Source organism: Streptomyces canus, assembly GCF_030816965.1.
Lineage (GTDB): Bacteria > Actinomycetota > Actinomycetes > Streptomycetales > Streptomycetaceae > Streptomyces > Streptomyces canus_E.
Genome location: NZ_JAUSYQ010000002.1, coordinates 3,588,866 through 3,613,245, shown reverse-complemented (window position 1 = coordinate 3,613,245; position 24,380 = coordinate 3,588,866). Strand labels below are relative to the sequence as shown.

Genomic DNA, 24,380 nt, shown 5'->3' with positions numbered 1-24,380 from the left:
CCCCGCCGACGCGGGTCTCTCCCGCCGATCACGCTCGCCGAGCGTGCCCGAACAGGGGGAAGACATGACGGTACGTACGACAGTGGTGGCGACGGCGGCGGTGGCGCTCACGGCGGGCTTCGCCGCGCCGGCGATGGCGGCCGGAGCCGGGGACGGCGGCCATGACGCCACCCGGAAGGCCGTCCGCGCCGCGGTGCGGGACGGCGTCCCGGGTGTGACGCTGACGGCGAAGGACGGCGGGAGCACCTGGTCGACCACCGCCGGGGTCGGCAACCTCAAGACGCACGCGCCGCGTTCGGCGGACGACCGCTACCGCGTCGGCAGCATCACCAAGACCTTCGTCTCCACCGTGCTGCTCCAACTGGAGGCGGAGGGGCGGCTGTCGCTCGACGACACGGTGGAGAAGTGGTTGCCGGGCGTGGTCCACGGCAACGGCCACGACGGCAGCCGGATCACCGTCCGGCAGATCCTCAACCATACGAGCGGGATCTTCACCTACACCGCGGACGAGACCTTCGGGCGCACGTACTTCCTCAAGGACGGCTTCCTCGAGCACCGTTACGACACGAAGACGCCCGAGCAGCTCGTCGCGATCGCCATGGCCCACCAGCCCGACTTCGCGCCGGGCACGTCCTGGAACTACTCCAACACCAACTACGTCGTGGCCGGCATGGTGATCCAGAAGGTCACCGGACGGTCGTACGGCGAGGAGATCCGGCACCGCATCATCGACCCGCTGCACCTGATCGCCACCTCGGTGCCGGGCACCCGTGTCACCGTCCCGCAGCCCAGCAGCCGGGCCTACTCCAAGCTGGCGCAGACGGCGACGGGGCCGACGTACGACGTCACGAGGCTGAACCCCTCCCTCGCCTCCTCGTCGGGCGAGATGATCTCCGACTCGGCCGACCTGGACCGCTTCTACGCGGCCCTGCTGAAGGGCCGGCTGCTCCCGCCGAAGCAGCTGAAGGAGATGAAGACCACGGTGCCCGTCGAGGGCATCCCGAACGCCGGATACGGCCTCGGTCTCATCGACCGCGAGCTCAGCTGCGGGGTCCACGTCTGGGGCCACGACGGCGGCATCCACGGCTCGAACTCCGTGGCCGTGACCACGGCCGACGGCCGGCACTCCGTCGCCTTCAACTTCAATGGCGACTGGTCGGGGGACACCGACGCGGTCGTCGAGGCGGAGTTCTGTGGCGAGTAGTCGCACCGACGCGGACACGAAGCACGCAGTTCATCCGGACGTAACGTCCGTACCGCCTCATATCGGCTAACCCGCACTTCACGGGGATGGCTCGATCTGTGTGCAAGGCGGGTGGTCGTGTGCGTACGGGACGCGAACTGCGATTGCTGTCGGTGTACGAGGGTTTCTTCTCCGGTGGGGCCCGGATCGTGCACAGCGACATCGTGCTGGGCCTCACCGAGGGCGGCCAGCACCATCAAGTGCTGAGCCTGCACGGCGAGGTCCACCGGGAGGCGACCCGGCAGCGGATGGAGGATGACACCTGCTACCGGGCGCTGACCGCGGCCGGTGTGGGCGTCACCTCCCTCGGCCGCACGTTCCACGGCAACGGCGTTTCGGCCGACTTCACCGGTCCGGAGCTGGCTGGAACAGCCCGGGCGACGGCCGGCGCCGATGTCATCCTCTCCCTCAAGGAACAGCCCCTGGCGCTGCTCAACCAGGCGGGCCTGCCGCGCCGTCCGGTCGTGGTCTGTCTGCACCGCTCCGACCCGGAGAACCAGGGCGCCGCCCTCGACGAACTGAAGGCGGCCATCGCCGACGGCACGGTCGTCGCCTGCGTCTGCTGCGCCGAGTCGACCCGGGCCGCGTACCGGGCCGCCGGGATCCCCTCCGACCTGCTCCACGTGATCCCCAACGGCGTCGACCTCTTCAGCTTCCGCCCCGACGCGGCCCGCCGCCTCGCGGTCCGCACGGAGCTCGGCATCGACCCCGCGGCCCCCGTGGTCGTCTTCGCCGCCCGTTACGACGGCATGAAGAACGTCCCTCTGCTGCTCGCCGCCGCCCGCGCCTGGCTCGGCCGGGTCCCGGACGGGCAGGTGCTGATGTGCGGGGCGGGGATGACGGTGGGGAACCCCGGGCTCACCATGGACCTCGCGACGGCGTTCCAAGGGGCGACGGCCCTGTCGGACCGGGGGGTGCGCCTGCTGGGCGTCCGGCGCGACATGGAGATGCTGTACGCCGCCTCCGACGTCGTCGCCCTGACTTCCGCCTGGGGCGAGGCGGCCCCGCTGTGCCTGATCGAGGGCATGATGTGCGGCGCGGTCCCGGTGGCGACGGACGTCGGCGACAGTGCGGCGATCGTGGCGGGCCACGGGCTGGTCACGGCCCCGGACCCGGAGGTGATCGCGGTGGCCTGGTCACAGGCGGCGGCCGCACGCGCCGACCTCGCTCCGGCCCTCACGGCGAACCGCGAACGCTTCAGCCGTACGAGGATGATCGCGTCGTACGCGGCCCTGCTGGACCGCGCCGCCGCGGGCGCCCTCCGTCCCGCGCTGCCCGACCTGTTCTAGTGCCGCACGCGCGCGACGAGGAGGGGCCCCGGCGCCGTGGCCCCTCCTCTCTCCCTCCTGATCCCGCTCCGGTCCGTCACTACCGGGGCAGCACCACGACATACGCGGCGGGATCCCGGTCGCCGGAGGCCATGAGGGCCGTACGGACCACCGTCGCCTGTTGTTCCATCGCGTCCCGGAGTTTGCGGGGGGTGATGTGGACGACCGTGATGCCGAGGCGCTCCAGGTGTTCGCGCTTGCGGGCGTACTCGGACCAGAGGGCGTCGTCGTCCTGCCGGTGGCCCTGCCGGGGCGCGCGGGTGTCGAGCTCGACCGCCACCGCCTGCTCCGGCCAGTACGCGTCCAGGCCGCCCAGGTGCGGCCCGCCCGGCAGCCTCAGATCCACGTTCCACACCGGGTCCGGGAGGCCGTACTCGTGGACCATGCGGTACAGGCGGTCCTCCGCGATGACGCGGCCCTCGGCGAGCAGGGAGTCCACCGCGTCCACCACGTGCGGGCGACCGAGCAGCCTGGCCTCGGTCAGCGCCCGGACGACCGCGGCCGGTTCGCAGTGGCCGCCGCGGACCGCCTCCGTCAGCAGCCGGCGTACCGCGCCCGCGTCCGTCAGTTCGGTGACCGCGTCGGCGAGGGCGCGCGGGACCGGGGCGACCGGGACGCCGGTGACCTGTTCGGCGGCCGGGAGCGCCGACGTGCGGACGATCCGCGCGCCGCGCGCCGCGCGCAGCCGGCGCATCCTCGGGACCAGGACGTCGATCCGCTCCAGGGAGAGCAGCGGCGGGGTCGAGCGGAAGCCGTGCAGCCTCAGCGCCGCGAGGCCGGTGATCATCGCCTCCGCGTACACCGGGCGGTGCGGCTCCTCCGTGCCCGGCTGCGCCGGGACCCCGGCGGCGGGCTCCCGTGCCGCGTACATCAGCACCGCGTGCAGGCGCTCCTCGTTGGTCGGCGGGCCCGGGTGGAGCAGGAAGACACCCGGGAGGATCTGCTGCCAGGGGCCGCCGGGCCGGCACTGCTCGTTCGCTTCGGCGACCGAGACACCGCTCGTACGGAGCCGGCCGGCCGTCACGACACGGCGGTGCACCTCGGAGAGGTGACACAGGGGGCGGGGGGAGAGCGGGGGGAGCGGGGCGTTGTGGTTCATGCAGCGGAGATTGCCGCGTCCGGCCCGGCCGATAACCGCTGTTACACGCCTGTCGAAAAATACGGACAAGGAGGCACTAAAGGACGGGTGTTCGGGTGCCGAGTAGGCAGCGAAAACCCCTGGTCCATTCGGGCGGGACCAGGGGTTACGGCCGCTATTGAACGGATTTCGTAACGACTACCAGGAGCCCAAGCTCAGGCCACAGGTCATCCGTGGTTGACGGCCTGCGCATCGCACTCCTGCCCCCGCAGCGCCCGCGCCAGATCGTCCCGCCCTTCCAGCACCAGTCTCCGCAGCGCCGACGCCGCGTCCTCGTGGGCCGCGAGCCACGCGTCGGCCGCGTCCAGCGTCGTCCGCGAGTCCTGGAGGGAGGGGAACAGCCCGGAGACGGTGTTCATCGCGATCTGGATCGAACGGTCCTGCCAGACCCGCTCGATCACCGCGAAGTACTTCTCCGTGTAGGGCTCCAGCAGATTCCGCTGGGACGGCTGGTTGAACCCCGAGATGGTCGCCTCGGCCAGGGCGTTGGAGAGCGCGTCGGACTCCACGACCTGCGCCCACGCCTGCGCCTTGACCGCCTCGGACGGACGGGCGGCCAGACAGCGGACCTGATGGCGCTTGCCGGACGCGGTGTCGTCGCGGGCGAGTTCGGCGGCCAGCGCCTTCTCGTCGGCCAGGCCCCACACGGTCAGCGGTTGCAGGAACGCCCACCGCAGCTCCTGGTCGACGTCCAGCCCGTCGATGGCCGCCGTGCCGTCCAGCAGGCCCTGCAACAGGTCCAGGCCGGCCCTGCTCTCGGCCGTCCGCGCGAAGAACCGCGCCCACGCCAGCTGCTGCTCACTGCCCGGCTCGGCGGCGAGCAGCTCCCGCTCGGCCCCCTCGGCGAGCAGCCCCGCACCCCGGTCCCGCCACTCGGGCGCCGCGTAGTGCACGACCGCCGACTCGGCCCAGGCGTGCAGCATCTGCAGGACGCCGATGTCGGACTCGCGGCCCGCGAAGCGCAGCACGATGTCGATGAACTCCCTGGCCGGGAGCAGCGCGTCCCGTGTCATGTTCCACAGCGCCGACCAGCACAGGGCGCGGGCGAGCGGGTCGGTGAGGCCACCGAGCCCCGACTTCAGGGTCTCCAGGGAGCCCGCGTCGAAGCGGGTCTTGCAGTACGTCAGGTCGTCGTCGTTGACGAGCACGAGCTCAGGCGCCTCGGCACCGGCCAGCTCCGCCACGACCGTCCGCGGGCCGTCGACGTCCACCTCCGCGCGCGCGTACCGCTCCAGCGCACCGCCCCCGGCGCGCCGGTACAGGCCCACCGCCACCCGGTGCGGCCGCAGTTCCGGGTGGGACTCGGCCGCCTCCTGCACGACCGCCAGCTCGTCGACCCGCCCCTCGGCACTCAACAGCACCTGCGGAGTGAGGGAGTTGACCCCGGCCGTCTGGAGCCAGGACCGCGCCCACGCGCCCATGTCCCGCCCGCTGGTCTCCTCGAGCACCGACAGCAGATCGCCGAGGCGGGTGTTGCCGTAGGCGTGCCGCTTGAAGTAGCGCCGCGCGCCCTCCAGGAACGCGTCCTGGCCGACGTACGCGACGAGCTGCTTCAGTACGGAGGCGCCCTTGGCGTACGTGATGCCGTCGAAGTTGAGCTTGGCGTCCTGGAGGTCGCGGATGTCGGCGGTGATGGGGTGCGTGGAGGGCAGCTGGTCGGCGCGGTAGGCCCAGGCCTTGCGGCGGTTGGCGAAGGTGATCCAGGCATCGGTGAAGCGGGTCGCGCCGACGTTGGCGAAGGTGCCCATGAAGTCCGCGAAGGACTCCTTCAGCCACAGGTCGTCCCACCAGACCATGGTGACCAGGTCGCCGAACCACATGTGCGCCATCTCGTGCAGGATGACGTTGGCCCGGCCCTCGTAGGACGCCTGGGTGACCTTGCCCCGGAAGATGAACTCCTCGCGGAAGGTGACGAGCCCCGGGTTCTCCATCGCGCCGAGGTTGTACTCGGGCACGAACGCCTGGTCGTACTTCCCGAAGGGGTACGGATAGTCGAAGTGGTCGTGGAAGAAGTCCAGGCCCTGCTTGGTGACCAGGAAGACGTCGTCGGAGTCGAAGTGGGGGGCGAGCCCCTTGCGGCACAGGGCGCCGAGGGGAATCTCCAGACGCGTGCCGTCGTCGAGGACCCGCTCGTAGGAATCCGTCACGTAGTGATAGGGACCCGCCACCACGCACGTGATGTACGTCGAGATCGGCTTCGTCTCCGCGAACTGCCACACGCCGCCGCTCTCCGAGCCGACCCCGTTGCTCCAGACCACCCATCCCTGCGGCGCCCGCACCTCGAAGCGGAAGGGCGCCTTGAGGTCCGGCTGCTCGAAGTTCGCGAAGACGCGGCGCGAGTCGGCCGGCTCGTACTGCGTGTAGAGGTAGACCTCGCCGTCCTCGGGATCGACGAAGCGGTGCATGCCCTCGCCGGTGCGGGAGTAGGCGCACTGGGCGTCGACGACCAGTTCGTTGTCGGCTGCCAGGTCCTCCAGAGCGATCCGGGAGCCGTCGAAGACCGCGCCCGGGTCGAGGTCCCGGCCGTTCAGCGAGACCGCCGTGACGCTCGGCGCGATCAGGTCCGCGAAGCTCGTGGCCCCCGGCTCGTTGCACCGGAAGCGGATCGTGGTCACGGACCGGAAGGTGCGCGGGCCGTCCCCGGCCTGGTCGCCGACCGCCGAGCGCAGGTCGAGGGACACGTCGTACCCGTCGACGGACAGCAGGGCGGCCCGCTCCCGGGCCTCGTCGCGGGACAGATTCTCACCGGGCACGAGCGGTACTCCCTCGGGTGTGTTCAGCATGCGGACAGGCTCGATCCTGCCATGTGCTCCTGACATCGGTCAGCCGGGAATGGGGTGGGTGACGAGCGGTGTTGCGGGTTGCAACGAACACTTTTCTAGGAGACCCATGTCCGAGACCGCGAACACCTCCGGCAAGACCCCCGTCGACTTCTGGTTCGACCCGCTGTGCCCCTGGGCCTGGATGACCTCCCGCTGGGTCCTGGAGGTGGAGAAGGTCCGGGACATCGAGGTGCGCTGGCACATCATGAGCCTGGCGGTGCTGAACGAGGACAAGATCGACCAGCTGCCCGAGGAGTACCGGGAGATGCTGGAGACCAAGGCCTGGCAGCCGATCCGGGTGGTCACCGCGGCCTGGCAGAAGCACGGCTCCGACATCCTCGGCCCGCTGTACACCGCGCTCGGCACCCGTATCCACAACGAGGGTCAGGGCCCGGTGCGCGAGGCCGTCGAAGGCGCCCTGGCGGAGGTCGGCCTGCCCGCCGACCTGATCGAGTACTTCGACCAGAAGGACTTCGAGTTCGACGCCGAACTGCGGGCCTCCCACAAGGAGGGCATCGACAAGGTCGGCCAGGAGGTCGGCACCCCGGTCATCGCGGTCCCCGGCGCGGACGGCGAGCAGATCGCCTTCTTCGGCCCGGTCGTCACCCCGGCCCCCAAGGGCGAGGACGCGGCCAGGCTGTGGGACGGCACGCTCGCGGTGGCGTCGGTCCCGGGCTTCTACGAGCTCAAGCGCACGCGTACGAAGGGTCCGGACTTCAGCAACCTGTGATCACTTCTGCGGCTCGGGGAAGGAGGCCCCGTCGTTCTGATTCCCGAGCCGCTGATATCGCAGACACCCTTCACGGGCACATCGGTAGTACGCGCCCAGGCGGGTGTGCCTGGGCTTGTGCTCCCGTACGAACTTCTGCTCCTCGTCGGTGAGCGCCCGAAACTCCTGAAGCGTCCCACCACAGTTCGAGCACCGCATGAACACCATGTTGCTCCAGCCACTCAGGTGCGCGGGGCTGTCTCGACATGCGGCTCCCGCCACGCGGGCGCGACCACACGACGAAACCCGCGGCTAACGTCCGGTCTTGCCCCGCGCCACAGCCAACCGCTCCACATGCTCCTCGTACCCCTTCGCGTAGGACGCGGCCCGTTCCGGATCCGGCTCGACGATCGCCGTAGGTTCGGTCCAGACACCCGAGTCCAGCGAAACCCCGTACCGCTCCGCCGCGGCCAGCACCGCGCCCCGGGCTCCCACCTCCCCCTCCACGACCCGCAACGGCCGTCCGAGCACATCGGCCAGCAACCGCATCCAGGCGGAACTCCGCGTCCCCCCGCCGCACACGGCCAACGACCCCGTCAGCCCGGCCGCCTCCAGACAGTGCCGGGCCGCGTACCCGATCCCCTCGCAGGTCGCCCGGATCAGATCCGCCTTGGTCGTCTCCAGCGAGACCCCGCTGAGCTCGGCCCGCAGATGGGGCTCGACGAAGGGAGCCCGCTCCCCGGAGGGAGCGAAGTACGGCAGCACCCGGACCCCGTGCGCCCCCGGCGGGGTCGCCGCCAGCAGGTCGTCGACCTCCGCGTGTGTGACGCCCGTGGTCGACAGCACCCAGTCCAGCGCCGCCGTCCCGACCATCGCCGGCATGGCCCGCAGCCGGTGCCCGGGCCGGTCGGTGGAGATGTACAGCCCGGCCGGCTCCCCGGTCAGGTCCAGCTCGGTGGTGGCGACGAGCGCGGCCAGACAGGTTCCGACGATGAGGAGCCCGTCGCCCGGCGCGGTGACCCCGGCGCCCAGCGCGCAGGCCGGCAGATCGTACGGCCCGTTCGAGAGCCGCGTCCCCGCCGGCAGCCCCTCGCCCCGCGCCTCGCCCGTGGCGATCGGGTCGCCGATCGGGGGGAGCAGCCGCCGGCGACGGGTGAGTCCCAGCAGCTCGACCACCCGGTTGTCGTACGTCCGTGTCCGGGGATCGAGGAAGGGCATGGACGCGTCCGACACGTCCGTCGTCGCCCGCGCGGCACCCGTCAGCCGCTGGAAGACCATGTCCTTGCAGTACACGGCGGTCGCGGCGGCGTCCAGGGACTTCGGGTCGTACCGGTCGAGCCAGGCCAGCAACGGTCCCGGCGAGCCGGGAAACATCGCGCCCCCGGTCCGCCGGAACACCGTCTCGAACGTGCCGTCCGCCAGCCACTGGTCGAGCAGTTCGTGGGCCCGGCCGTCCATCCAGGACAGCGCCGAACGCACCGGCCGCCCCTCCTCGTCGACCAGCCACACCCCGTCGCCCTGACCGGTCAGCCCGGCCAGCTCCACCGGCTCCGGCACCCGCCCGGTCAGCTTGCCGAGGACGTCGACGACGGCGTCGTAGACCTCCGCCATGTCCTGCTCGACGAACCCGCCGTGCAGGGAGAGCTCCACCGGGCGTGACTCGACGGCCAGTTGACGGCCCCCGCTGTCGAAAGCGGCGGCCTTGACGACGGACGTGCCCACATCGATACCGACGTACATGGTGCCTCCCGGCTCAGGTCAGACAGTGCGCCAACGGCTCCCCCCGCACCCAGCGGCCCACCTCCTCCGCCGCGATCCTCGCCGCCTTCTCGGCCACCGCGCGGCTCGCCCCGCCGAGGTGCGGGGTCAGGACGACCCGGTCGGCCAGGGCGTGCAGCCGGGAGTCCGGGGCCAGCGGCTCGTGCGCGTAGGTGTCGAGGGCCGCCGCCGACAGCCGGCCGGCCTCCAGCGCGTCGCACAGGGCGCTCTCGTCGAGGAGCGGACCGCGGGCCACGTTCACCACGACCGCCCCCTGGGGTAGCAGGGCCAGTTCGCGGGCGCCGATCAGACCGCGGGTCTCGGCGGTGAGGCGGGCGTGCAGGGTGATCACCCGGGAGCGGGTGAGGAGCTGGTCGAGCGAGGACACGCGCAGGCCGTGGATCTCGCCGCGCACATAGGGGTCGTACACCATGACCTGCGCGCCGAAGGCGCACAGCACGCGCGCGACCCTGCTGCCGACGGCGCCGTAGCCGACGAGTCCGACGGGCAGGTCCTCCAGCTCCAGGCCGCTGTGCTCGTACGTGTAGTAGGCGGCGCCGCCCTCCCAACTGCCCTGTCCGGCCAGGAGGTCGTGGGCCTGCGGGATGCGGCGCACGGCGGCCAGCAGCATGCCGACGGTGAACTCGGCGGTGGCGGCGGCGTTGCGGCCGGGCGCGAAGCACACCCGTACGTCACGGGCCTTGGCCGCGTCGAGGTTCACGTTGACCGGGCCGCCCCGGCACACGACGACCAGCCGCAGGCTGTCGGCGGCGTTCAGCACCCGCTCGGTGACCGGGCCCATCTGGGTGACGAGGACCTCCGCGCCGTCCAGTGCCTCGATCAGCTCGTCCTCGGCGTCGCTCGCCTCCGTCACCTCCGCCACGGGCCCGAAGGGTTCCAGCGGCCAGCCGAGCCTCAACTCCTTCGTCTCCGCGGCGATGCCGCCCAGCTCGGCCTCGACGGCCCCGGCGATCAGCCCCGGCAGTACGAAGTGGTCGCCGGCCGCCACGACACGTACGGGATCGGTCCTCTGGGTCATCGTCGACCTCCGGATCGTCGCTTCACTGTCACGATGTTGAGCCGCGGGTCCGGGGTACGCATAGACCCCGTGCGGGTGGGAGGCCCCGATGACAGAGCTGACAGACGAGAACGAGACGGTGTGGCTGGGGATCGATCTCGGCACACAGAGCGTCCGCGCCCTTGCGGTCACGGCCGACGGAACCGTGCGGGGCCGGGGTTCCGCGCCGCTCGGCGGCCGGCGCGAGGGCGGGCGCCACGAGCAGGATCCGGGGGAGTGGTGGGAGGCCGTGCGTACGGCGTCCCGTTCCGCGCTCCTCACCCTGACGGGTGTACGGATCGGCGGGCTTGCGGTGTGCGGGACGTCCGGGACGGTGCTGCTGACGGACGCGGAGGGACGGCCGACGAGCCCGGCGCTCATGTACGACGACGCACGCGCGGCGGGCGAGGCGGCGCGGCTTCGGGAGGCGGGGCTCGCGGTACAGGACACGTGGGCGCTGCCGAAGGCGTTGTGGCTCGTCGGCGCGCACGGGAAGGGCCGGGTCACCCACCAGCCCGACATCGTCACCGCCCGGCTGGTCGGCAGGCCGGTGCCGACCGACTCCAGCCATGCCCTCAAGACGGGCTACGACCTCGAGCGCGACGCCTGGCCGGATATCGCCCTGGACCTCCCCGACGTCGTCCTGCCCGGCACCCGTCTCGGCGAGGTCTGCCCGGCCGCCGCGGAGGAGACCGGCATCCCCGCCGGGACCCCTGTCGTCGCCGGGATGACCGACGGCTGTGCGGCCCAGATCGCGGCGGGCGCCCTGCGGCACGGATCCTGGAACTCGGTGCTCGGTACCACCCTCGTGCTCAAGGGGGCCGCCCCGGACCCGGTGCGGGACCCCACCGGCGTGGTCTACAACCACCGCGCGCCGGGTGGTACCTGGCTGCCCGGCGGGGCATCGAGCGTGGGTGCGGGGGCGCTGCCGGCGGAGGTGGACCCGGAGGCCATGGACGAACGTGCGGCCGCCTTCGAGCCGTCCGGCGCGGTCGCGTACCCGCTGGTCTCGCGGGGCGAGCGGTTCCCGTTCCTGGCCCCGGACGCCACCGCCCTCCTCCTGGGCACCCCCGCCGACGACGCCGACCGCTGGGCCGGGATCCTCCAGGGCGTCGGGTTCGCGGAGCGCCTGTGCCTGGACTACCTGCACCACCTGGGCGCCCCGCTCGACGGCCCCCTCACCTTCACCGGCGGCGCGGCCCGCAGCCCGTACTGGAACCAGCTCCGCGCCGACATCCTCGGCCGCCCGGCCCGCGTGCCCGAACAGACCGAACCTGCCCTGGGAATGGCCGCCTTGGCGCTGCACGGCACCACGGGGACCCCCCTGGCGGAGGCCGCCGAGCACATGGTCCGCATCCGGACCCTCGTGCGTCCGCGCCCCGGCCGCACGGCCCTCTTCGCCGACCCGTACGCCCGTCTCGTCGGCGAACTCACCGCGCGCGGCTGGCTTTCGGCGCAGGTGGCGGCCCACGCGCGCGCCCGGCTCGACCGGGACACCACGGCATCCTGACGACGACCGACCGTGACCGACCGCAGAGAACCTGGAGACCGCACCCACATGAGCACGACCCTGCTGCTGGCCCGGCACGGACAGACCATCTGGCACGCCGAGAACCGTTACGCGGGGGTGAGCGACATCGGGCTCACCGACGAGGGGCGCGCCCAGGCGGAGGCGCTCGGCCGGTGGGCCGCCGTACACCGCCCCGACGCGATCTGGACGTCCCCCCTCTCGCGGGCGATCGCCACCGCCGACCCCGCCTGCCGTGCCCTCGGCATCACCCCGCGGCGCGAACCCGACCTCAGGGAGTGCGACTTCGGGGTGGTGGAGGGCCGTACCCTCGCGGAGTTCGCCGCGGAGGTGCCCGACGCGGCCGAGGCGTTCCGGGCGGACCCGGTGACGTATCCCTTCCCCGGCGCGGAGGACCCGCGCGAAGCCGCCGCCCGTGGAGCCGGCGCCCTGCGCGGCATCGCCGCCGCCCACCCCGATGCGCGCGTCCTGGTCGTCGCCCACAACACCCTGCTGCGGCTGGTGCTGTGCACGCTGCTGTCGATCCCGCTCGGGGAGTACCGCAGAGTGTTCCCGCGGTTGCGCAACGCGGCGATCACCGAACTCCGCCTCGGCGAAGACGGATCCGCCGCACTTCTCTCCCTCAATGTGCCGTGCGAGCCGGACAGGTCGTAGCACGATGGGCCCATGACGGAGATCGACACCTCGGTGCCGCATTCGGCCCGGATCTGGAACTACTGGCTCGGCGGCAAGGACAACTACCCCGTCGACGAGGCGGCCGGCGACGCCTACACGGCCGTCTTCCCCGGCATCGTCACGATCGCCCGGAGCAGCCGCGCCTTTCTCGGCCGCAGCATCCGGTACCTGGTCGAGGAGGCGGGCGTCCGCCAGTTCCTGGACGTCGGCACCGGGCTGCCCACGGTCGACAACACCCACGAGGTCGCCCAGCGCTTCGCCCCCGAATCGAAGATCGTCTACGTCGACAACGACCCGCTGGTCCTAGCCCACGCCCGCGCCCTGCTCACCTCGACACCGGAGGGCGAGACGGCGTACGAGGACCTGACGCTCTACGAGCCGGAGAAGATCCTGGAGGCCGCCTCCCGGACCCTCGACCTCACCCGCCCGACCGCCCTGATCCTCAGCGGCATCCTCGGCCATGTCACCGACTACGACCTGGCCCGCGACCTGGTCCGCCGGCTGGTGGCGGGCCTGCCCTCCGGCAGCTACCTCTGCGTCAACGACGGCTCCCGCGGCACCGACCCGGACTACGAGCAGGCCCAGGACGCCTACAACGAGACCGGCGCGGTGCCCTACCTCCTGCGTCCGGTCGACGAGATCGAGGCGTTCTTCGAGGGCCTGGACCTGGTGGACCCGGGCGTGGTGTCGGTCCCGCTGTGGCACCCGGACGGTGACTCGGCCCCCGCTCCGATCGGCCAGCACGGCGGCGTGGGACGAAAGTCCTGAGCCCCACGGGTCACAGGGGAGACCTCCGCGAGTCACGTCCTCGCGGGGGTCTCCCATCCTTCCGCCCGCCCACATGAAGGTTTGAGAAGACGATCACGAGGCGGGACGCTTGGGTGCGGGCCGCTCAGGGCCCTGGCCGACGCTGCCCTGGTGGTCGTAGACCTGCTCGACGATCAGCCGTCCACTGAGCGGCTCATGGGCGAGGACAAACCCCAGCGGGGGCCCTCCGACCTCTTATTGCGCAAAGCTTGCAACTGCATGCTAGCAACAAGAAGGCCCTCGCGGGGGGCCGCGCCTTCGAGAGGTGGTCAGGCCTCGGTGCGCGCCTTCTGCCGCGCGTACCCCGCACCCGCCAGGACCAGCGTCATGCCGCCCGTCCAGTACAGCTGTACGCGGGTGTCCGGTTCGCGGGCCATCAGGACGAGGATCGCGGCCATGCCCGCCAGGGCGACCCAGGTCAGGTAGGGGAAGGCCCAGGTGCGGACGGCAAGCCGCTCGGGGGCCTCGCGTTCCAGGGCGCGGCGCAGCCGGAGCTGGGAGACGGCGACGAAACCCCAGACGACGAGGATGACCGCGCCGATCATGTTGAGGAGCCAGGCGAAGACGTCGTCGGGGCGCCAGTGGCTGAGGACCACGCAGACGAAGCCGAAGACGCTGGAGGCGAGGACCGCCGGGCGCGGGACACCGCCGGAGACGCGCCCCAGGGTGCTGGGGCCGAGGCCCCGCGCGACCAGGGAGTAGGCGATGCGGGAGGAGCCGTAGACGTTGGCGTTCATCGCGGAGAGGAGGGCGATCAGGACGACCACGTTCATGAGCTGCCCCGCTCCGGGGATGCCCAGTTCGTCGAGGGCGGCGACGTAGGGGCCCTTCTCCACGACCGCCTTCGCGTCCCAGGGGACCAGCGTGACGATGACCGCCATCGAGCCGATGTAGAACAGCGCGATGCGCCACATCGCCGTCCGGACCGCGCTCGCCACGCCCCGCACCGGATCCTCGGACTCGGCGGCCGCGATGGTGACCGTCTCCAGGCCGCCGTACGCGAAGACGGAGGCGAGCAGGCCGACGACCAGGCCCTCGCCGCCGCCCGGGAAGAAGCCCCCGCGGCCGGTGAGGTTCGCGGTGCCCGGGGCGTCCGTGCCGGGCAGGACACCGGCGATCGCCAGCACCCCGAGGATCAGGAACAGGCCGATCGCGCCCACCTTCAGGGCCGCGAACCAGAACTCGAACTCGCCGAAGTTCTTCACCGCGGCCAGGTTCGTGACGCAGAAGACCACCATGAACAGGGCCACCCAGGCCCATTCGGGGGTCCCCGGCAGCCAGCCGGTCACGATCTTCGCGGCGCCGATGCCCTCCAGGCCCACGGCCGTGCACAGCAGGATCCAGAAGGACCAGCCGGCGGTGAAGCCCGCCCAGGGGCCGAACGCCCGCTCGGCGTGCGCGGAGAAGGAGCCGGAGGAGGGGTACGCGGCCGACATCTCGCCGAGCATCCGCATCACCAGCATCACGAGGAGGCCGGAGAGCGTGTAGGCGAGAACGATCGAGGGCCCGGCGGCGGCGATCCCCGCGCCGGAACCGACGAACAGTCCCGCGCCGATCACCCCGCCGAGAGCGATCATCGACAGATGGCGCTGCTTGAGGCCGTGGGTCAGGGAGGCGTCGGACTCCTGTGGAGCCTTGGCGGTGGTGCGGGGCATGGGCGGGTTCGTCCAGTGCGTGAGACGGGCAAAAACGCCCACAGTCTGGGCGGCCTCCCCAGGTCGGAGGGGAGGCCGCCCACCATGCGGATAGCGTCGGCACCCGCTGTGACTACGCCGCTACGGCCGTGTAGTGCGAGGCGTCGCCCTCGATCGAGTAGCTCTCCTTGCCCTCGATGCCCACCGGCACGTCCCCGGCGACGGTCACCCGGTGCAGCCGGCGCGGCAGACCGTCGTAGTTGTCGACGGCGTAGTGCTGGGTGATGCGGTTGTCGAAGAGCACGAGCTGGTTCTCCGACCAGCGGTGCCGCAGCAGGTTCTCCGGCCGGGTCACATACGCCTGGAGCAGGTCGAGGACCTTGCGGGACTCGCCCACCGACAGGCCCACGATCCGCTGTGCGAACCCGCCGATGAACAGCCCGCGTTCACCGGTCAGCGGGTGCACCCGGACCACCGGATGGGCCGTGCGGTACTTGATCGAGGTGAACTGGGCGCGCCGGGCGGCCTGTTCCTCGTCCACCGTCTCCTCCGGTACGGCGTAGTCGTAGTCGTTGGTGTGCTCGGCCCAGAGGCCGTCGGCCAGCCGGCGCAGCGGCTCCGGCAGATTCCGGTACGCGGCCGCCGAGTTGGCGATCAACGTCTCGCCGCCGTAGGGCGGGATCGTCAGGCTGCGCAGGGTGCTGGCCTGCGGCGGGTTGAGGACGAACGTGACGTCGGTGTGCCAGTTGTTGGCGGCGCGTCCCTCCTCGCTGTCGACGGGCAGGACGTTCGGGGCGCCGTCCACGGCGGGCACGGTCGGGTGGGCGGTGGTGAGCTCACCGAACTGCCGGGCGAAGGCCTGCTGACCCCGGTCGTCGAGGTTCACGTCACTGAAGACCAGCGCCTTGTGGACGTTGAGGGCGTCCCGGAGCGCGGCGGCCGTCTCCTCGTCGAGCGGCCTGGAGATGTCGACGCCAGAGACGTGGGCGCCGATACGGGCGGTGACCTTGCGGATCTCGATACCGGACATGGAGGGGTCCTTCCTAGGCGTGGACGGGCTGGGCGTACTGGTTCGCGGGGCGCGGAAGGCCGTAGCGCTCCCGCAGGGTCTGTCGGGGCCGGCTGTCGTACTCCGTGCGGAGCAGACCGCGGGTGCGCAGGATCGGGACGACGTGGTCGACGAACGCGTCCAGGCCGGACGGCAGGACCGGGGGCATGATGTTGAAGCCGTCGGCGGCGCCCTGCGTGAACCAGGTCTCGATGGCGTCGGCGACCTGCTCGGGCGTACCCGCGAAGGTGAGATGGCCGCGCCCGCCGCCGAGCCGCCCGATCAGCTGCCGCACGGTGAGACGGTCGCGCCGGGCCAGCTCCACGACGAGCGTGTAGCGGCTCTTGGCGCCCTCCACGGCGGACTCGGGCGGCAGGTCGGAGGGGAGCCGCCGGTCCAGCTCCAGGGAGCCCGTCGGCAGTTGCAGCAGTCGCTCCAGGTTGGCCACGCCGTGGTGGTGCACGATGTGGTCCTCCAGCTCCCGCTCCTTCGCGAGCGCCTCGGCCTCCGTGGCGCCGATGACGGGGACGATGCCGGGGAGCACCTTGATGTGGTCGGGGTCCCGGCCGGCCGCGGCGGTACGGGACTTGAGATCGGCGTAGAAGGCCCGGGCGTCCTCGATGGTCTGCTGCGCGGTGAACACCGCCTCCGCGTACCGGGACGCGAACTCCTTGCCGTCCTCGCTGGAGCCCGCCTGCACGAGCAGGGGGTAACCCTGGGGCGTGCGGGGCACGTTGAGCGCGCCCTCGACGCTGAAGTACGTCCCCCGGTGGCGGGGCGGGTGGATCTTCGTGTCGTCGCCCCAGACGCCGGCGGCCTTGTCGCCGACGATCGCGTCGTCCTCCCAGCTGTCCCAGAGCTTGAGGGCCACGTCGAGGAACTCACCGGCCCGGGCGTACCGGTCCGCGTGCGCGGGCTCGTGCTCCAGGCCGAAGTTGCGGGCGGCCTCCGCACCGGCGGTGGTGACGATGTTCCAGCCCGCCCGGCCGCCGCTGATGATGTCCAGCGAGGCGAACTTCCGGGCCAGGTTGTAGGGGGAGTTGTAGGAGGTCGAGGCGGTCGCGATCAGCCCGATGTGCTCGGTGGCCGTGGCCAGCGCCGTCAGGAGGGTGAGCGGCTCCAGCGCACCGGCGGGCCGCTGGGCGAGGTTGCTCCACAGTTGCGGCCCGTCGGCCAGGAAGAGCGAGTCGAAGGTGCCGCGCTCGGCGATCCGCGCGAGGCGGATGTAGTGGTCGAGCGAGACGTGCGCGAACGGGTCGCTCTCGGGGAGGCGCCAGGAGGCCTCGTGGTGGCCGGTGTTCATCAGGAACGCGTTGAGGTGGAGCTGGCCGGTGGTCATGCGTGGTCCTCCGTCACCCCGAGCGCGGCCAGCAGCCGCTCCCGGTACTCGCCCAGCAGGGGGTCCCGGTACGAACGCGGGTGCGGGCGGTCGATGGTCAGGTCGAGGCCGATACGGCCCTGTTCGAGTACGAGCACCCGGTCGGCGAGCACGATCGCCTCGTCCACGTCGTGGGTGACGAGGAGGACGGACGGCTGGTGGCGCTTCCACAGCTCGCGCAGCAACGCGTGCATCTTGATGCGCGTCAACGCGTCAAGGGCTCCGAACGGCTCGTCGGCCAGCAGGAGGTCGGGCTCGCGGACCAGTGAGCGGGCGAGGGCGGCGCGCTGGGCCTCGCCGCCGGAGAGCTCGTTGGGCCAGGCGCGTTCGCGGCCCTGGAGACCCACCTCGGCGAGCGCCTCCCGGCCCCTTTCCTCGCCGTCCGTGCCCAGCAGGACGTTGTCCAGCACCCGCCGCCAGGGCAGCAGCCGTGAGTCCTGGAAGACCACGGACACCCTTTCGGGAGCGGTGAGCCGGCCGCTTCCCACGACCTCGTGGTCCAGCCCCGCCACCGCCCGCAGCAGCGTGCTCTTGCCGGAGCCGCTGTGCCCGAGCAGGGCGACGAACTGTCCGGCCGGAATGTCGAGATCGATGCTGTCCAGGACCGTACGCCCGCCGAACGACCGGGTCAGGCCCCGGAGTTGGACGGCGGCCCGGGTCAGTTGCTCAGTGTGCGTCGCCATGACAGCACCTTCCGTTCGACGAGACGGACCGCGCTGTCGGAGACCAGGCCGAAGACGCCGTAGACGACGAGACCGACGAGGATCACATCGCTCTGGCCGTAGTTCTGGGCCTGGAACATCATGTAGCCGAGTCCGCTGGTGGCGTTGATCTGCTCCAGGACGACCAGGCCCAGCCAGGAGCCGGTGACGCCGAGCCGCAGGCCCACGAAGAATCCGGGCAGCGCGCCGGGGACGACGATCTGCCGTACGAAGGCGAACCTCGACAGCCCCTGCACCTCGGCGAGTTCGACGAAGCGGTGGTCGATGCCGGAGAGCGCGGCATGGGTGTTCAGATAGATCGGGATGTAGACGACGATCGCGATGATCGCGACCTTGAAGGTCTCGCCGATGCCCAGCCAGAGGATGAACAGCGGGATCAGACCGAGGGTCGGGATCGCCCGGTTGAGACTGACCGTCCCGTCGATCAGCGCCTCGCCGGCCCGGCTGAGACCGGAGGCCAGGGCCAGCACGACCCCGGCGACGAGCCCGATCGCGAAGCCGGTCGCCGCCCGCTGGAGCGAGGTCAGGATGTCGGTGGGCAGGGTCCCGTCGGTCCACAGATGGGCGCCCGTCCTCACCACCGTCCAGGGTGCCGGGATCGCGGCCGGGTCGAGCTGTCCGGCGGCGGAGGCGGCGGCCCACAGCGCGAGGAGGAGGACCGGCCCGGCGAGCCGGGCGGCGGGCAGCCGCCTGCCGGGGGAGAGCCGACGGCGCCTGCGGACCTGGGGCGTGCCCTTCGCCGGGGCGACCGTGACGGCGGCTTCGGTCGTGGTCACGGCGCTCACCTCCGGTACTCCGCGGCCACGGACTTCGCGGCGATGCCCTCGAAGCGGTGGTCGAAGAGGTCGCCCACGTCGAACTTCTTCACGAAGCCGCCCGCCGCCAGCAGATCCGCGGTCTCCTGCTCCCACGTGATCGCCTCGCCCCAACTCGGCGGGAACAGCGGCTTGTTGGCGAGCGCGGTGACCGCCTTGGCCTGGGCGAGGGTCAGGTTCTGCGTCTTGACGTAGAACTGCTCGTTCCAGATGTCGGGGTTCTCGTACGCCCACACCTGGCCCTTGGCCCAGTACGGGATGTAGGCGGCGACTGCGGCGGCCTTCGCGGAGTCGGCCAGTACGGAGGTCGGCGCCCACAGCAGGGTGAGCAGGTCGACGACGTCGGTGGTCACGGCGTGGGCGCCCTTGGCCTCGTACTGCGACAGGTAGGCGGGCGCCTGGCTGTTGGCGAGCGGCGCGACGTCCACCTGCCCCGACTGCAGAGCGGTGAAGAACTGGTTGCTGGTCAGCGGGACGAGCTTGACCTCGTCGTACGCGATGCCGGCCTTCTTCAACGCCCGCAGGAGGACGACGCCTTGGGCCTGGCCCTGGGAGAAAGCGAGCCGCTTTCCCTTGAAGTCCTCGACCGTGCGGATGTCGCTGCCGGGCTTGGTGACGAAGAGATAGCTCGGTTTGCGGGTGATGTTGATGGCGACGATCTTCGCGTCGAATCCCTGGTAGTGCGCCTGGATCGGCGGAATACCCGCGTTGGTGGCGACATCCAGGGAACCCGCGCGGAAGGCGTTGATGACATCGGGCCCGGCGGCGATATTGGGCCAGCTCGACACCTTGAACGGAAGCGCACCCAACTTGCCCAGTTTCAACTGGAGTTGCTGGATGCCGAGATACGAGGCGATCTTCAGGCTGGTACCCGCCGGGACCTTCGCGGCGAGCGGGGCGGACAGGGCGTCCTTGCTGTCTGCGGCGGCACTGCTTCCGGCGCAGCCGCTGAGCCCGGCGACGCCGGCCGCGGCACCGAGGATCGAGGAGAGGAACAGACGCCGGTCGATGCCGGACGTACGGGAAACAGGCATGGGAGAGCTCCCGGAATCAGCGCCGGAACAGCGCAGGGGAAAGCACGAAGAAGGAAAATCAACGCAGGGGAAATGAGCGCGTCACGCGGGGCAGCGTGTCAGCAACAAAGGGTGCGACAGTACAGGTGCGGGCTCATGAACAGGATGTTCGCGGTCATGCGGAGGCTCTGTCAACATTCGGAGTTTCTGAATTAATTCCGCTCAGGTGGGAGAGGGTGAGCGGATCCCGGTAGAGCACGTCGAGGGCCACCGCACCGCCCGCCACGGCGAGTACGGAATTCGGGAAACCCGTGGGCATCACGGACGTCGCGCGTTCGCCGCCGACCCCCTCGCGCAGGGCGGCGAGGCAGTCCTGCCGGTGCATGACACCGATCTCGGTCACCACGACCGTCTCCGGGTTCAGCATGTCCAGCAGCAGCCGTGCCGCCCGTCCGACGGCACCCGCACGCTCCACCAGCAGCCGTACCGCCTCCGGATCGCCCGCGGCCGCAGCCGCGACCACATGCATCGGATTGCCGCCCTCGATGACCTCCGCCTGCCGGGCCCGCCGGCACAGCGTCCGCTCGCTCAACTCGGCCTGGAGGCAGCCGGTCCGGCCGCACGCGCAGGGCTCGGTGCCGCCCGGCACCGGCAGATGGGCGATGGCGCCCGCCTGCGAGCGCGGCCCGTGGTGCACCTCGTCGTTGGTGGCGAACGCCGCGTCCACCACGTTGCCGACGAACAGGTGCAGCACGCTCCGGCTGCCGCGCGCCCGCCCGAACAGCCGCTCCGCGTTGACCAACGCCCGCGCATGCCCGTCCACATGGACCGGCAGCCCGGTGCGGGCGCCCAGTACCTCCCGTACCGGCACCTCGTGCCAGCCCAGCAGCGGGTGCTCGACGACGGTCCCGGAGTCCCGGTCCACCCAGCCGCCGACGGCCACGCCGACGCCGAGCGGCCGGCAGCCGGGGGCGGCGTCCAGCAGGGCCCCGAGCGCTTCGGCGGCCCGCGCCAACACCGGCTCGGGAGCGGTGTGTTCGTGCTTCAGCTCGCGGTGCGCCAGCACCCGGCCGCGCAGATCGAGCAGCGCGACCGTGGTGTACGGCACCGCCACGTGCACGCCGCCGACCACGAACCGTGAGTCGTCCAGGTCGACGGGGACGTGCGGGCGCCCCACGCCGTTCGACCGCCGGGGCGCGGCCGACTCGCGGATCAGCCCGAGCTCGCTGAAGCGGGCGCAGTAGTCGGTGACGGAGGCCGGGGACAGCCCGGTCAGCCGGGAGATGGTGCTGCGGGCCACCGGGCCGTGCTCCAGCACGGACCGCAGGACCACGCTGGCGCTGGTCCGGCGCCGGGACATGGGAGTCGGGGTGACAGGGGGTGCCTCGGTACGGGGCATGGAAGACCGTCCTCGGGAACGGGGGCCGACACGTCTCGGAGGATGAGGCGTGCCGGAGCCCGCCTCACGCCGGACGGCGACAGACGGCCGTGCCCACACGTCGCAGATCGACGTGGCGACGCGACGAGAAGTACCGGGACTGGGCGACCATGACTGGAAGAGTAGGTCAGGAACGGTGAATCCCACCAGACCGCTAGGATTCGTTTGGAGATTCCCCACAGCGGCGAGAAACAGGCCCCCGTATCCCCGACCACCTCACCTCCGTGACAAGGGTCACGCCGAACCCGGTGTAACCGGCACTCTTTGTCGGGAGCCCACCAAGCCCCCGTTCCCCGCTTTGTCGGGCGCTGACGGTGATCGGCCGGAGCGCGCTGGGATAGCGTCACGACGTCCCCCGCCGTTCACACCCTCGCGGAGTCCCCATGAGCACCGCCGTCGCCCCCCTTCGCACCGGCCAGGTTCTCGCCGACCTGATCCCCGCCTCCCGCGTCCGGGACGTCGCGCTCGTGGTCGGCGGCGCCGCGCTCACCGGCCTCGCCGCGCAGCTCTCCGTGCCCGTGCCGGGCTCCCCGGTGCCGGTGACCGGCCAGACCTTCGCCGCGCTGCTCGTCGGCACGACCCTCGGCGCCCGCCGCGGTGTCGCCTCCCTCGCCCTGTACGCGGTGGCAGGCCTCGCCGGTCTCCCGTTGTTCGCCCAGGGCACCTCCGGGATCTCCGTCTCCTTCGGCTACATCCTCGGCATGATCCTCGCCTCCGCCGCCGTCGGCGCCCTGGCCCGCCGCGGTGCCGACCGCTCGCTCCTGCGCACGGCGGGCACGATGCTGGTCGGCGAGGCGATCATCTACGCCATCGGCGTCCCCTACCTCGCCTACGCCGCCGACCTGTCGGCCTCCGCCGCGATCGCGGCCGGCCTCACCCCGTTCCTCCTCGGTGACGCCCTCAAGGCCGCTCTGGCGATGGGCGTGCTCCCCACCGCCTGGAAGCTCGTCAAGCGCTGACACGCCTCCCGAAGAGGCTCGCCGGGTCGTACCGCGACTCCGACTCGGCGAGCCTCTTTCGCGTACTCATTCCAGATCCACCGGCACCGGTCCCACTCCGTCAGCAGCGCACGCGAACGCAGAACGCACAACGCACACGCGAAGGGCCCCGCGGCACAACGCCACGGGGCCCCGGTCACACGCCTGTTCAGCCCACGGAGACCTTGTCCGTCACCTCACCGGCCGAGGCGGCACCCGCCCGCCCGCGCCCGGCCTTCTCCTTCACCACGGCGATGACCAGCACCACCGCCGCGACGAGCAGCGACAGCAGCACGGTCTCCCGCCCGTCGTGCTCCGTGTCGGTCAGCATGTACGCGAGCACGAACACGATCAACGCGGCCGTCGCCCAGGTCAGATACGGGTACAGCCACATCTTCACGACCAGCTTCTCCGGCGCCTCGGCCTGGATGATCTTCCGCATCCGCAGCTGCGAGAAGCAGATGACCAGCCACACGAACAGGGCCACCGCACCGGAGGAGTTGACGAGGAAGAGGAAGATCTTGTCGGGGGAGAGGTAGTTGAAGAAGACGGCGACGAAGCCGAACACCACCGACGCGAGGATCGCGGCCATCGGCACACCCCGGCCGTTGACCCGCGCGAACGCCTTGGGCGCGTCTCCCCGCTCGCCGAGCGAGAACGCCATCCGGGAGGCCGTGTAGAGGCCGGAGTTGAGACAGGACAGCACCGAGGTCAGCACGATGAAGTTCATGATCTGACCGGCGTGCGCAATCCCGAGGGAGTCGAGCGCGGCGACGTAGGAGCCGTCGTCCTGAATGGACTTGGAGTCCCACGGCAGCAGGGTGACCACGACGAAGATCGAGCCGAGGTAGAAGACCGCGATACGCCAGATGATGCTGTTGGTCGACTTGGTCACGGCCCGCTGCGGGTCCTCCGACTCACCGGCGGCGAGCGTCGCGATCTCGCTGCCCATGAAGGAGAAGACGACGAGCAGTACACCGGTGAGGATGGCCCCGGGCCCGTGGGGCAGGAAGCCGCTGTGGTCGGTCAGGTTGGAGAGCCCCGCCTGGTCGGCGTCGACGCCGGGCAGGACACCGAACACGGCGAGCAGACCGATGACGATGAACGCCCCGATCGCCACGACCTTGATTCCGGCGAACCAGAACTCGAACTCACCGTAGGACCCGACGGAGACGAGGTTGGTGGCGGTCAGCACCACCATCACGATCAGCGCCCACCCCCACTGCGGTACGGCGGGTATCCACCCTTCGAGGATCTTGGCACCGGCGGTCGCCTCGACGGCGAGCACGACGACCCAGAAGAACCAGTACAGCCAGCCGATGGAGAAACCGGCCCAGCGCCCCAGCGCCCGGTCGGCGTGCGCCGAGAAGGAACCGGAGTTCGGATTCGCGGCGGACATCTCACCGAGCATCCGCATCACGAGGACGACCAGCGTGCCGACGAGCGCGTACGACAGCAGGATGCCGGGTCCGGCGGTGGCGATACCGGAGCTGGAGCCCACGAAAAGGCCCGCTCCGATGACACCGCCGATGGCGATCATCGAGAGATGACGGTTCTTGAGTCCGGCCTGGAGACCAGTCATACGGGGAATTCCTTCGTGCCGGGTGGTGGGGTTCCCGTACGAGCGGTGTACGGGTCGGTCCAGTGAATCGGAGGCGAAGAAGTTCGTGAACCTTTGAATCCAGATTGTTACTTGAGGTTTCCTTGAGGTTCCATTGTCGGGTTCACGGTTTTCCTGGCCGACACCCGGGGCTGCTGCCCTGAAACAGCCGTGTCACACTCATCCCATGCGCGTGTATCTCGGCTCCGACCATGCGGGCTTCGAACTCAAGAACCACCTCGTCGACTGGCTCAAGGCGGCCGGTCACGATCCGGTCGACTGCGGTCCCCACATCTACGACGCCCAGGACGACTACCCGCCGTTCTGCCTCCGCGCCGCCGAGCGCGCGGCTGCCGACCCCGACGCCCTCGGCATCGTGATCGGCGGCTCCGGCAACGGCGAGCAGATCGCGGCGAACAAGGTCAAGGGCGTCCGGGCGGCCCTCGCCTGGAGCGAGGAGACCGCGTCGCTGGGCCGCCGGCACAACAACGCCAACGTCGTCGCGGTGGGCGCTCGCATGCACACCACGGAGGAGGCGACGAAGTTCGTCGAGACCTTCCTCGCGACGCCGTTCTCGGGCGACGAGCGCCATCAGCGCCGCATCGACATGCTGGCCGATTACGAGACGACGGGCGACCTGCCGCCGATCCCGGCGCACCACCCGCAGCAGTAACGGTTCAACCCCTCCGG

The 24,380-nt window shown here is 71.1% G+C and carries 22 protein-coding genes and 1 pseudogene; 8 read left to right on the top strand and 15 right to left on the bottom strand.

Annotated features, from left to right (window positions below; genetic code table 11):
* Positions 1-64: 64 nt before the first annotated feature.
* Both QF027_RS17430 and QF027_RS17425 read left to right on the top strand, forming a co-directional pair.
* Positions 65-1,204, top strand: coding sequence for a serine hydrolase domain-containing protein (locus tag QF027_RS17430; protein WP_306981198.1), 1,140 nt, complete (start codon positions 65-67; stop codon positions 1,202-1,204).
* A 143-nt stretch (positions 1,205-1,347) separates the two neighbouring features.
* Positions 1,348-2,532 carry a glycosyltransferase gene (locus QF027_RS17425; RefSeq protein WP_306986684.1) on the top strand — a complete coding sequence of 395 codons (1,185 nt, stop codon included), beginning with the start codon at positions 1,348-1,350 and terminating at the stop codon, positions 2,530-2,532.
* 79 nt (positions 2,533-2,611) lie between these two features.
* Here the strand turns inward: QF027_RS17425 and QF027_RS17420 are convergent, their stop codons facing one another.
* Together QF027_RS17420 and pepN are read right to left on the bottom strand one after the other, a co-directional pair.
* Complete coding sequence (locus QF027_RS17420) at positions 2,612-3,670, bottom strand: hypothetical protein (RefSeq protein ID WP_306981200.1); 1,059 nt, start codon at positions 3,668-3,670, stop codon at positions 2,612-2,614.
* Between the two features lie 206 nt (positions 3,671-3,876).
* On the bottom strand, positions 3,877-6,462 hold the full coding sequence (gene pepN, locus QF027_RS17415) for an aminopeptidase N (protein ID WP_307082403.1): 2,586 nt from the start codon (positions 6,460-6,462) through the stop codon (positions 3,877-3,879).
* 136 nt (positions 6,463-6,598) lie between these two features.
* Here pepN and QF027_RS17410 point away from each other — a divergent pair, with 136 nt between their 5' ends.
* Positions 6,599-7,261 (top strand): DsbA family protein, encoded by a 663-nt coding sequence (locus tag QF027_RS17410; protein ID WP_306981202.1) that lies wholly within the window; start codon positions 6,599-6,601, stop codon positions 7,259-7,261.
* On the opposite strand, the gene QF027_RS17405 is transcribed toward QF027_RS17410, so the two are convergent.
* The 3 genes from QF027_RS17405 to QF027_RS17395 form a co-directional block, all read right to left on the bottom strand.
* Positions 7,262-7,459 carry a hypothetical protein gene (locus tag QF027_RS17405; protein WP_306981204.1) on the bottom strand — a complete coding sequence of 66 codons (198 nt, stop codon included), beginning with the start codon at positions 7,457-7,459 and terminating at the stop codon, positions 7,262-7,264.
* 93 nt (positions 7,460-7,552) lie between these two features.
* On the bottom strand, positions 7,553-8,980 hold the full coding sequence (locus QF027_RS17400; RefSeq protein ID WP_306981206.1) for an FGGY-family carbohydrate kinase: 1,428 nt from the start codon (positions 8,978-8,980) through the stop codon (positions 7,553-7,555).
* Positions 8,981-8,993: 13 nt separating this feature from the next.
* Complete coding sequence (locus tag QF027_RS17395) at positions 8,994-10,037, bottom strand: 2-hydroxyacid dehydrogenase (protein WP_306981208.1); 1,044 nt, start codon at positions 10,035-10,037, stop codon at positions 8,994-8,996.
* Between the two features lie 88 nt (positions 10,038-10,125).
* Between QF027_RS17395 and QF027_RS17390 the strand changes: the two genes are divergently transcribed.
* From QF027_RS17390 to QF027_RS17380, 3 genes are read left to right on the top strand one after another with little or no spacing between them, the layout of a single operon-like run.
* The gene (locus QF027_RS17390) at positions 10,126-11,565 is read left to right on the top strand and encodes an FGGY-family carbohydrate kinase (protein WP_307075514.1); all 1,440 of its coding nucleotides are present in this window, start codon (positions 10,126-10,128) and stop codon (positions 11,563-11,565) included.
* 48 nt (positions 11,566-11,613) lie between these two features.
* Positions 11,614-12,237, top strand: coding sequence for a histidine phosphatase family protein (locus QF027_RS17385; protein ID WP_306981212.1), 624 nt, complete (start codon positions 11,614-11,616; stop codon positions 12,235-12,237).
* Positions 12,238-12,249: 12 nt separating this feature from the next.
* Positions 12,250-13,026: an SAM-dependent methyltransferase gene (locus QF027_RS17380; protein ID WP_306981214.1), complete on the top strand. Its 777-nt coding sequence runs from the start codon at positions 12,250-12,252 to the stop codon at positions 13,024-13,026.
* A 129-nt stretch (positions 13,027-13,155) separates the two neighbouring features.
* Here QF027_RS17380 and QF027_RS17375 read toward each other — a convergent pair.
* From QF027_RS17375 to QF027_RS49605, 9 genes and pseudogenes are all read right to left on the bottom strand, one after another.
* Positions 13,156-13,233: pseudogene (locus QF027_RS17375) on the bottom strand (superoxide dismutase); the annotation flags it as partial.
* 101 nt (positions 13,234-13,334) lie between these two features.
* Positions 13,335-14,720: an amino acid permease gene (locus QF027_RS17370; RefSeq protein ID WP_307075511.1), complete on the bottom strand. Its 1,386-nt coding sequence runs from the start codon at positions 14,718-14,720 to the stop codon at positions 13,335-13,337.
* Positions 14,721-14,832: 112 nt separating this feature from the next.
* On the bottom strand, positions 14,833-15,729 hold the full coding sequence (locus QF027_RS17365; RefSeq protein ID WP_307075509.1) for a TauD/TfdA dioxygenase family protein: 897 nt from the start codon (positions 15,727-15,729) through the stop codon (positions 14,833-14,835).
* A 13-nt stretch (positions 15,730-15,742) separates the two neighbouring features.
* Positions 15,743-17,086, bottom strand: coding sequence for an LLM class flavin-dependent oxidoreductase (locus tag QF027_RS17360; RefSeq protein WP_306981219.1), 1,344 nt, complete (start codon positions 17,084-17,086; stop codon positions 15,743-15,745).
* Positions 17,083-17,808, bottom strand: a complete 726-nt coding sequence (locus QF027_RS17355; RefSeq protein WP_307075506.1) for an ABC transporter ATP-binding protein — start codon at positions 17,806-17,808, stop codon at positions 17,083-17,085. Before QF027_RS17355 ends, QF027_RS17360 begins: the two co-directional genes overlap by 4 nt.
* Complete coding sequence (locus tag QF027_RS17350) at positions 17,784-18,632, bottom strand: ABC transporter permease (RefSeq protein WP_306981223.1); 849 nt, start codon at positions 18,630-18,632, stop codon at positions 17,784-17,786. Before QF027_RS17350 ends, QF027_RS17355 begins: the two co-directional genes overlap by 25 nt.
* A complete protein-coding gene (locus tag QF027_RS17345) occupies positions 18,629-19,696 on the bottom strand; it encodes an ABC transporter substrate-binding protein (RefSeq protein WP_307075504.1) in 1,068 nt (355 codons plus the stop codon). Before QF027_RS17345 ends, QF027_RS17350 begins: the two co-directional genes overlap by 4 nt.
* A gap of 154 nt (positions 19,697-19,850) precedes the next feature.
* Positions 19,851-21,074, bottom strand: coding sequence for an ROK family protein (locus QF027_RS17340; protein WP_306981227.1), 1,224 nt, complete (start codon positions 21,072-21,074; stop codon positions 19,851-19,853).
* Between the two features lie 64 nt (positions 21,075-21,138).
* Complete coding sequence (locus tag QF027_RS49605) at positions 21,139-21,225, bottom strand: putative leader peptide (protein WP_351988424.1); 87 nt, start codon at positions 21,223-21,225, stop codon at positions 21,139-21,141.
* Between the two features lie 271 nt (positions 21,226-21,496).
* Here QF027_RS49605 and QF027_RS17335 point away from each other — a divergent pair, with 271 nt between their 5' ends.
* Positions 21,497-22,072, top strand: a complete 576-nt coding sequence (locus tag QF027_RS17335; RefSeq protein ID WP_307075502.1) for a biotin transporter BioY — start codon at positions 21,497-21,499, stop codon at positions 22,070-22,072.
* A 187-nt stretch (positions 22,073-22,259) separates the two neighbouring features.
* Here the strand turns inward: QF027_RS17335 and QF027_RS17330 are convergent, their stop codons facing one another.
* Positions 22,260-23,672 carry an amino acid permease gene (locus QF027_RS17330; protein WP_306981231.1) on the bottom strand — a complete coding sequence of 471 codons (1,413 nt, stop codon included), beginning with the start codon at positions 23,670-23,672 and terminating at the stop codon, positions 22,260-22,262.
* 205 nt (positions 23,673-23,877) lie between these two features.
* On the opposite strand from QF027_RS17330, the gene QF027_RS17325 reads away from it, so the two are divergent.
* Positions 23,878-24,363: a ribose-5-phosphate isomerase gene (locus QF027_RS17325; RefSeq protein WP_307075499.1), complete on the top strand. Its 486-nt coding sequence runs from the start codon at positions 23,878-23,880 to the stop codon at positions 24,361-24,363.
* Positions 24,364-24,380: the final 17 nt, after the last annotated feature.

What these genes read in the sequence shown, in the direction of transcription:
- QF027_RS17405 (WP_306981204.1), bottom strand. Translation starts at nt 7,459, where the DNA reads ATGCGGTGCTCGAACTGTGGTGGGACGCTTCAGGAGTTTCGGGCGCTC.
- QF027_RS17410 (WP_306981202.1), top strand. Translation starts at nt 6,599, where the DNA reads ATGTCCGAGACCGCGAACACCTCCGGCAAGACCCCCGTCGACTTCTGG.
- QF027_RS17370 (WP_307075511.1), bottom strand. Translation starts at nt 14,720, where the DNA reads ATGCCCCGCACCACCGCCAAGGCTCCACAGGAGTCCGACGCCTCCCTG.
- QF027_RS17385 (WP_306981212.1), top strand. Translation starts at nt 11,614, where the DNA reads ATGAGCACGACCCTGCTGCTGGCCCGGCACGGACAGACCATCTGGCAC.
- QF027_RS17430 (WP_306981198.1), top strand. Translation starts at nt 65, where the DNA reads ATGACGGTACGTACGACAGTGGTGGCGACGGCGGCGGTGGCGCTCACG.
- QF027_RS17330 (WP_306981231.1), bottom strand. Translation starts at nt 23,672, where the DNA reads ATGACTGGTCTCCAGGCCGGACTCAAGAACCGTCATCTCTCGATGATC.
- QF027_RS17325 (WP_307075499.1), top strand. Translation starts at nt 23,878, where the DNA reads ATGCGCGTGTATCTCGGCTCCGACCATGCGGGCTTCGAACTCAAGAAC.
- QF027_RS17340 (WP_306981227.1), bottom strand. Translation starts at nt 21,074, where the DNA reads ATGCCCCGTACCGAGGCACCCCCTGTCACCCCGACTCCCATGTCCCGG.
- QF027_RS17365 (WP_307075509.1), bottom strand. Translation starts at nt 15,729, where the DNA reads ATGTCCGGTATCGAGATCCGCAAGGTCACCGCCCGTATCGGCGCCCAC.
- QF027_RS17380 (WP_306981214.1), top strand. Translation starts at nt 12,250, where the DNA reads ATGACGGAGATCGACACCTCGGTGCCGCATTCGGCCCGGATCTGGAAC.
- QF027_RS17360 (WP_306981219.1), bottom strand. Translation starts at nt 17,086, where the DNA reads ATGACCACCGGCCAGCTCCACCTCAACGCGTTCCTGATGAACACCGGC.
- QF027_RS17400 (WP_306981206.1), bottom strand. Translation starts at nt 8,980, where the DNA reads ATGTACGTCGGTATCGATGTGGGCACGTCCGTCGTCAAGGCCGCCGCT.
- QF027_RS17335 (WP_307075502.1), top strand. Translation starts at nt 21,497, where the DNA reads ATGAGCACCGCCGTCGCCCCCCTTCGCACCGGCCAGGTTCTCGCCGAC.
- QF027_RS17395 (WP_306981208.1), bottom strand. Translation starts at nt 10,037, where the DNA reads ATGACCCAGAGGACCGATCCCGTACGTGTCGTGGCGGCCGGCGACCAC.
- QF027_RS17355 (WP_307075506.1), bottom strand. Translation starts at nt 17,808, where the DNA reads ATGGCGACGCACACTGAGCAACTGACCCGGGCCGCCGTCCAACTCCGG.
- QF027_RS17345 (WP_307075504.1), bottom strand. Translation starts at nt 19,696, where the DNA reads ATGCCTGTTTCCCGTACGTCCGGCATCGACCGGCGTCTGTTCCTCTCC.
- QF027_RS17390 (WP_307075514.1), top strand. Translation starts at nt 10,126, where the DNA reads ATGACAGAGCTGACAGACGAGAACGAGACGGTGTGGCTGGGGATCGAT.
- QF027_RS17420 (WP_306981200.1), bottom strand. Translation starts at nt 3,670, where the DNA reads ATGAACCACAACGCCCCGCTCCCCCCGCTCTCCCCCCGCCCCCTGTGT.
- QF027_RS49605 (WP_351988424.1), bottom strand. Translation starts at nt 21,225, where the DNA reads ATGGTCGCCCAGTCCCGGTACTTCTCGTCGCGTCGCCACGTCGATCTG.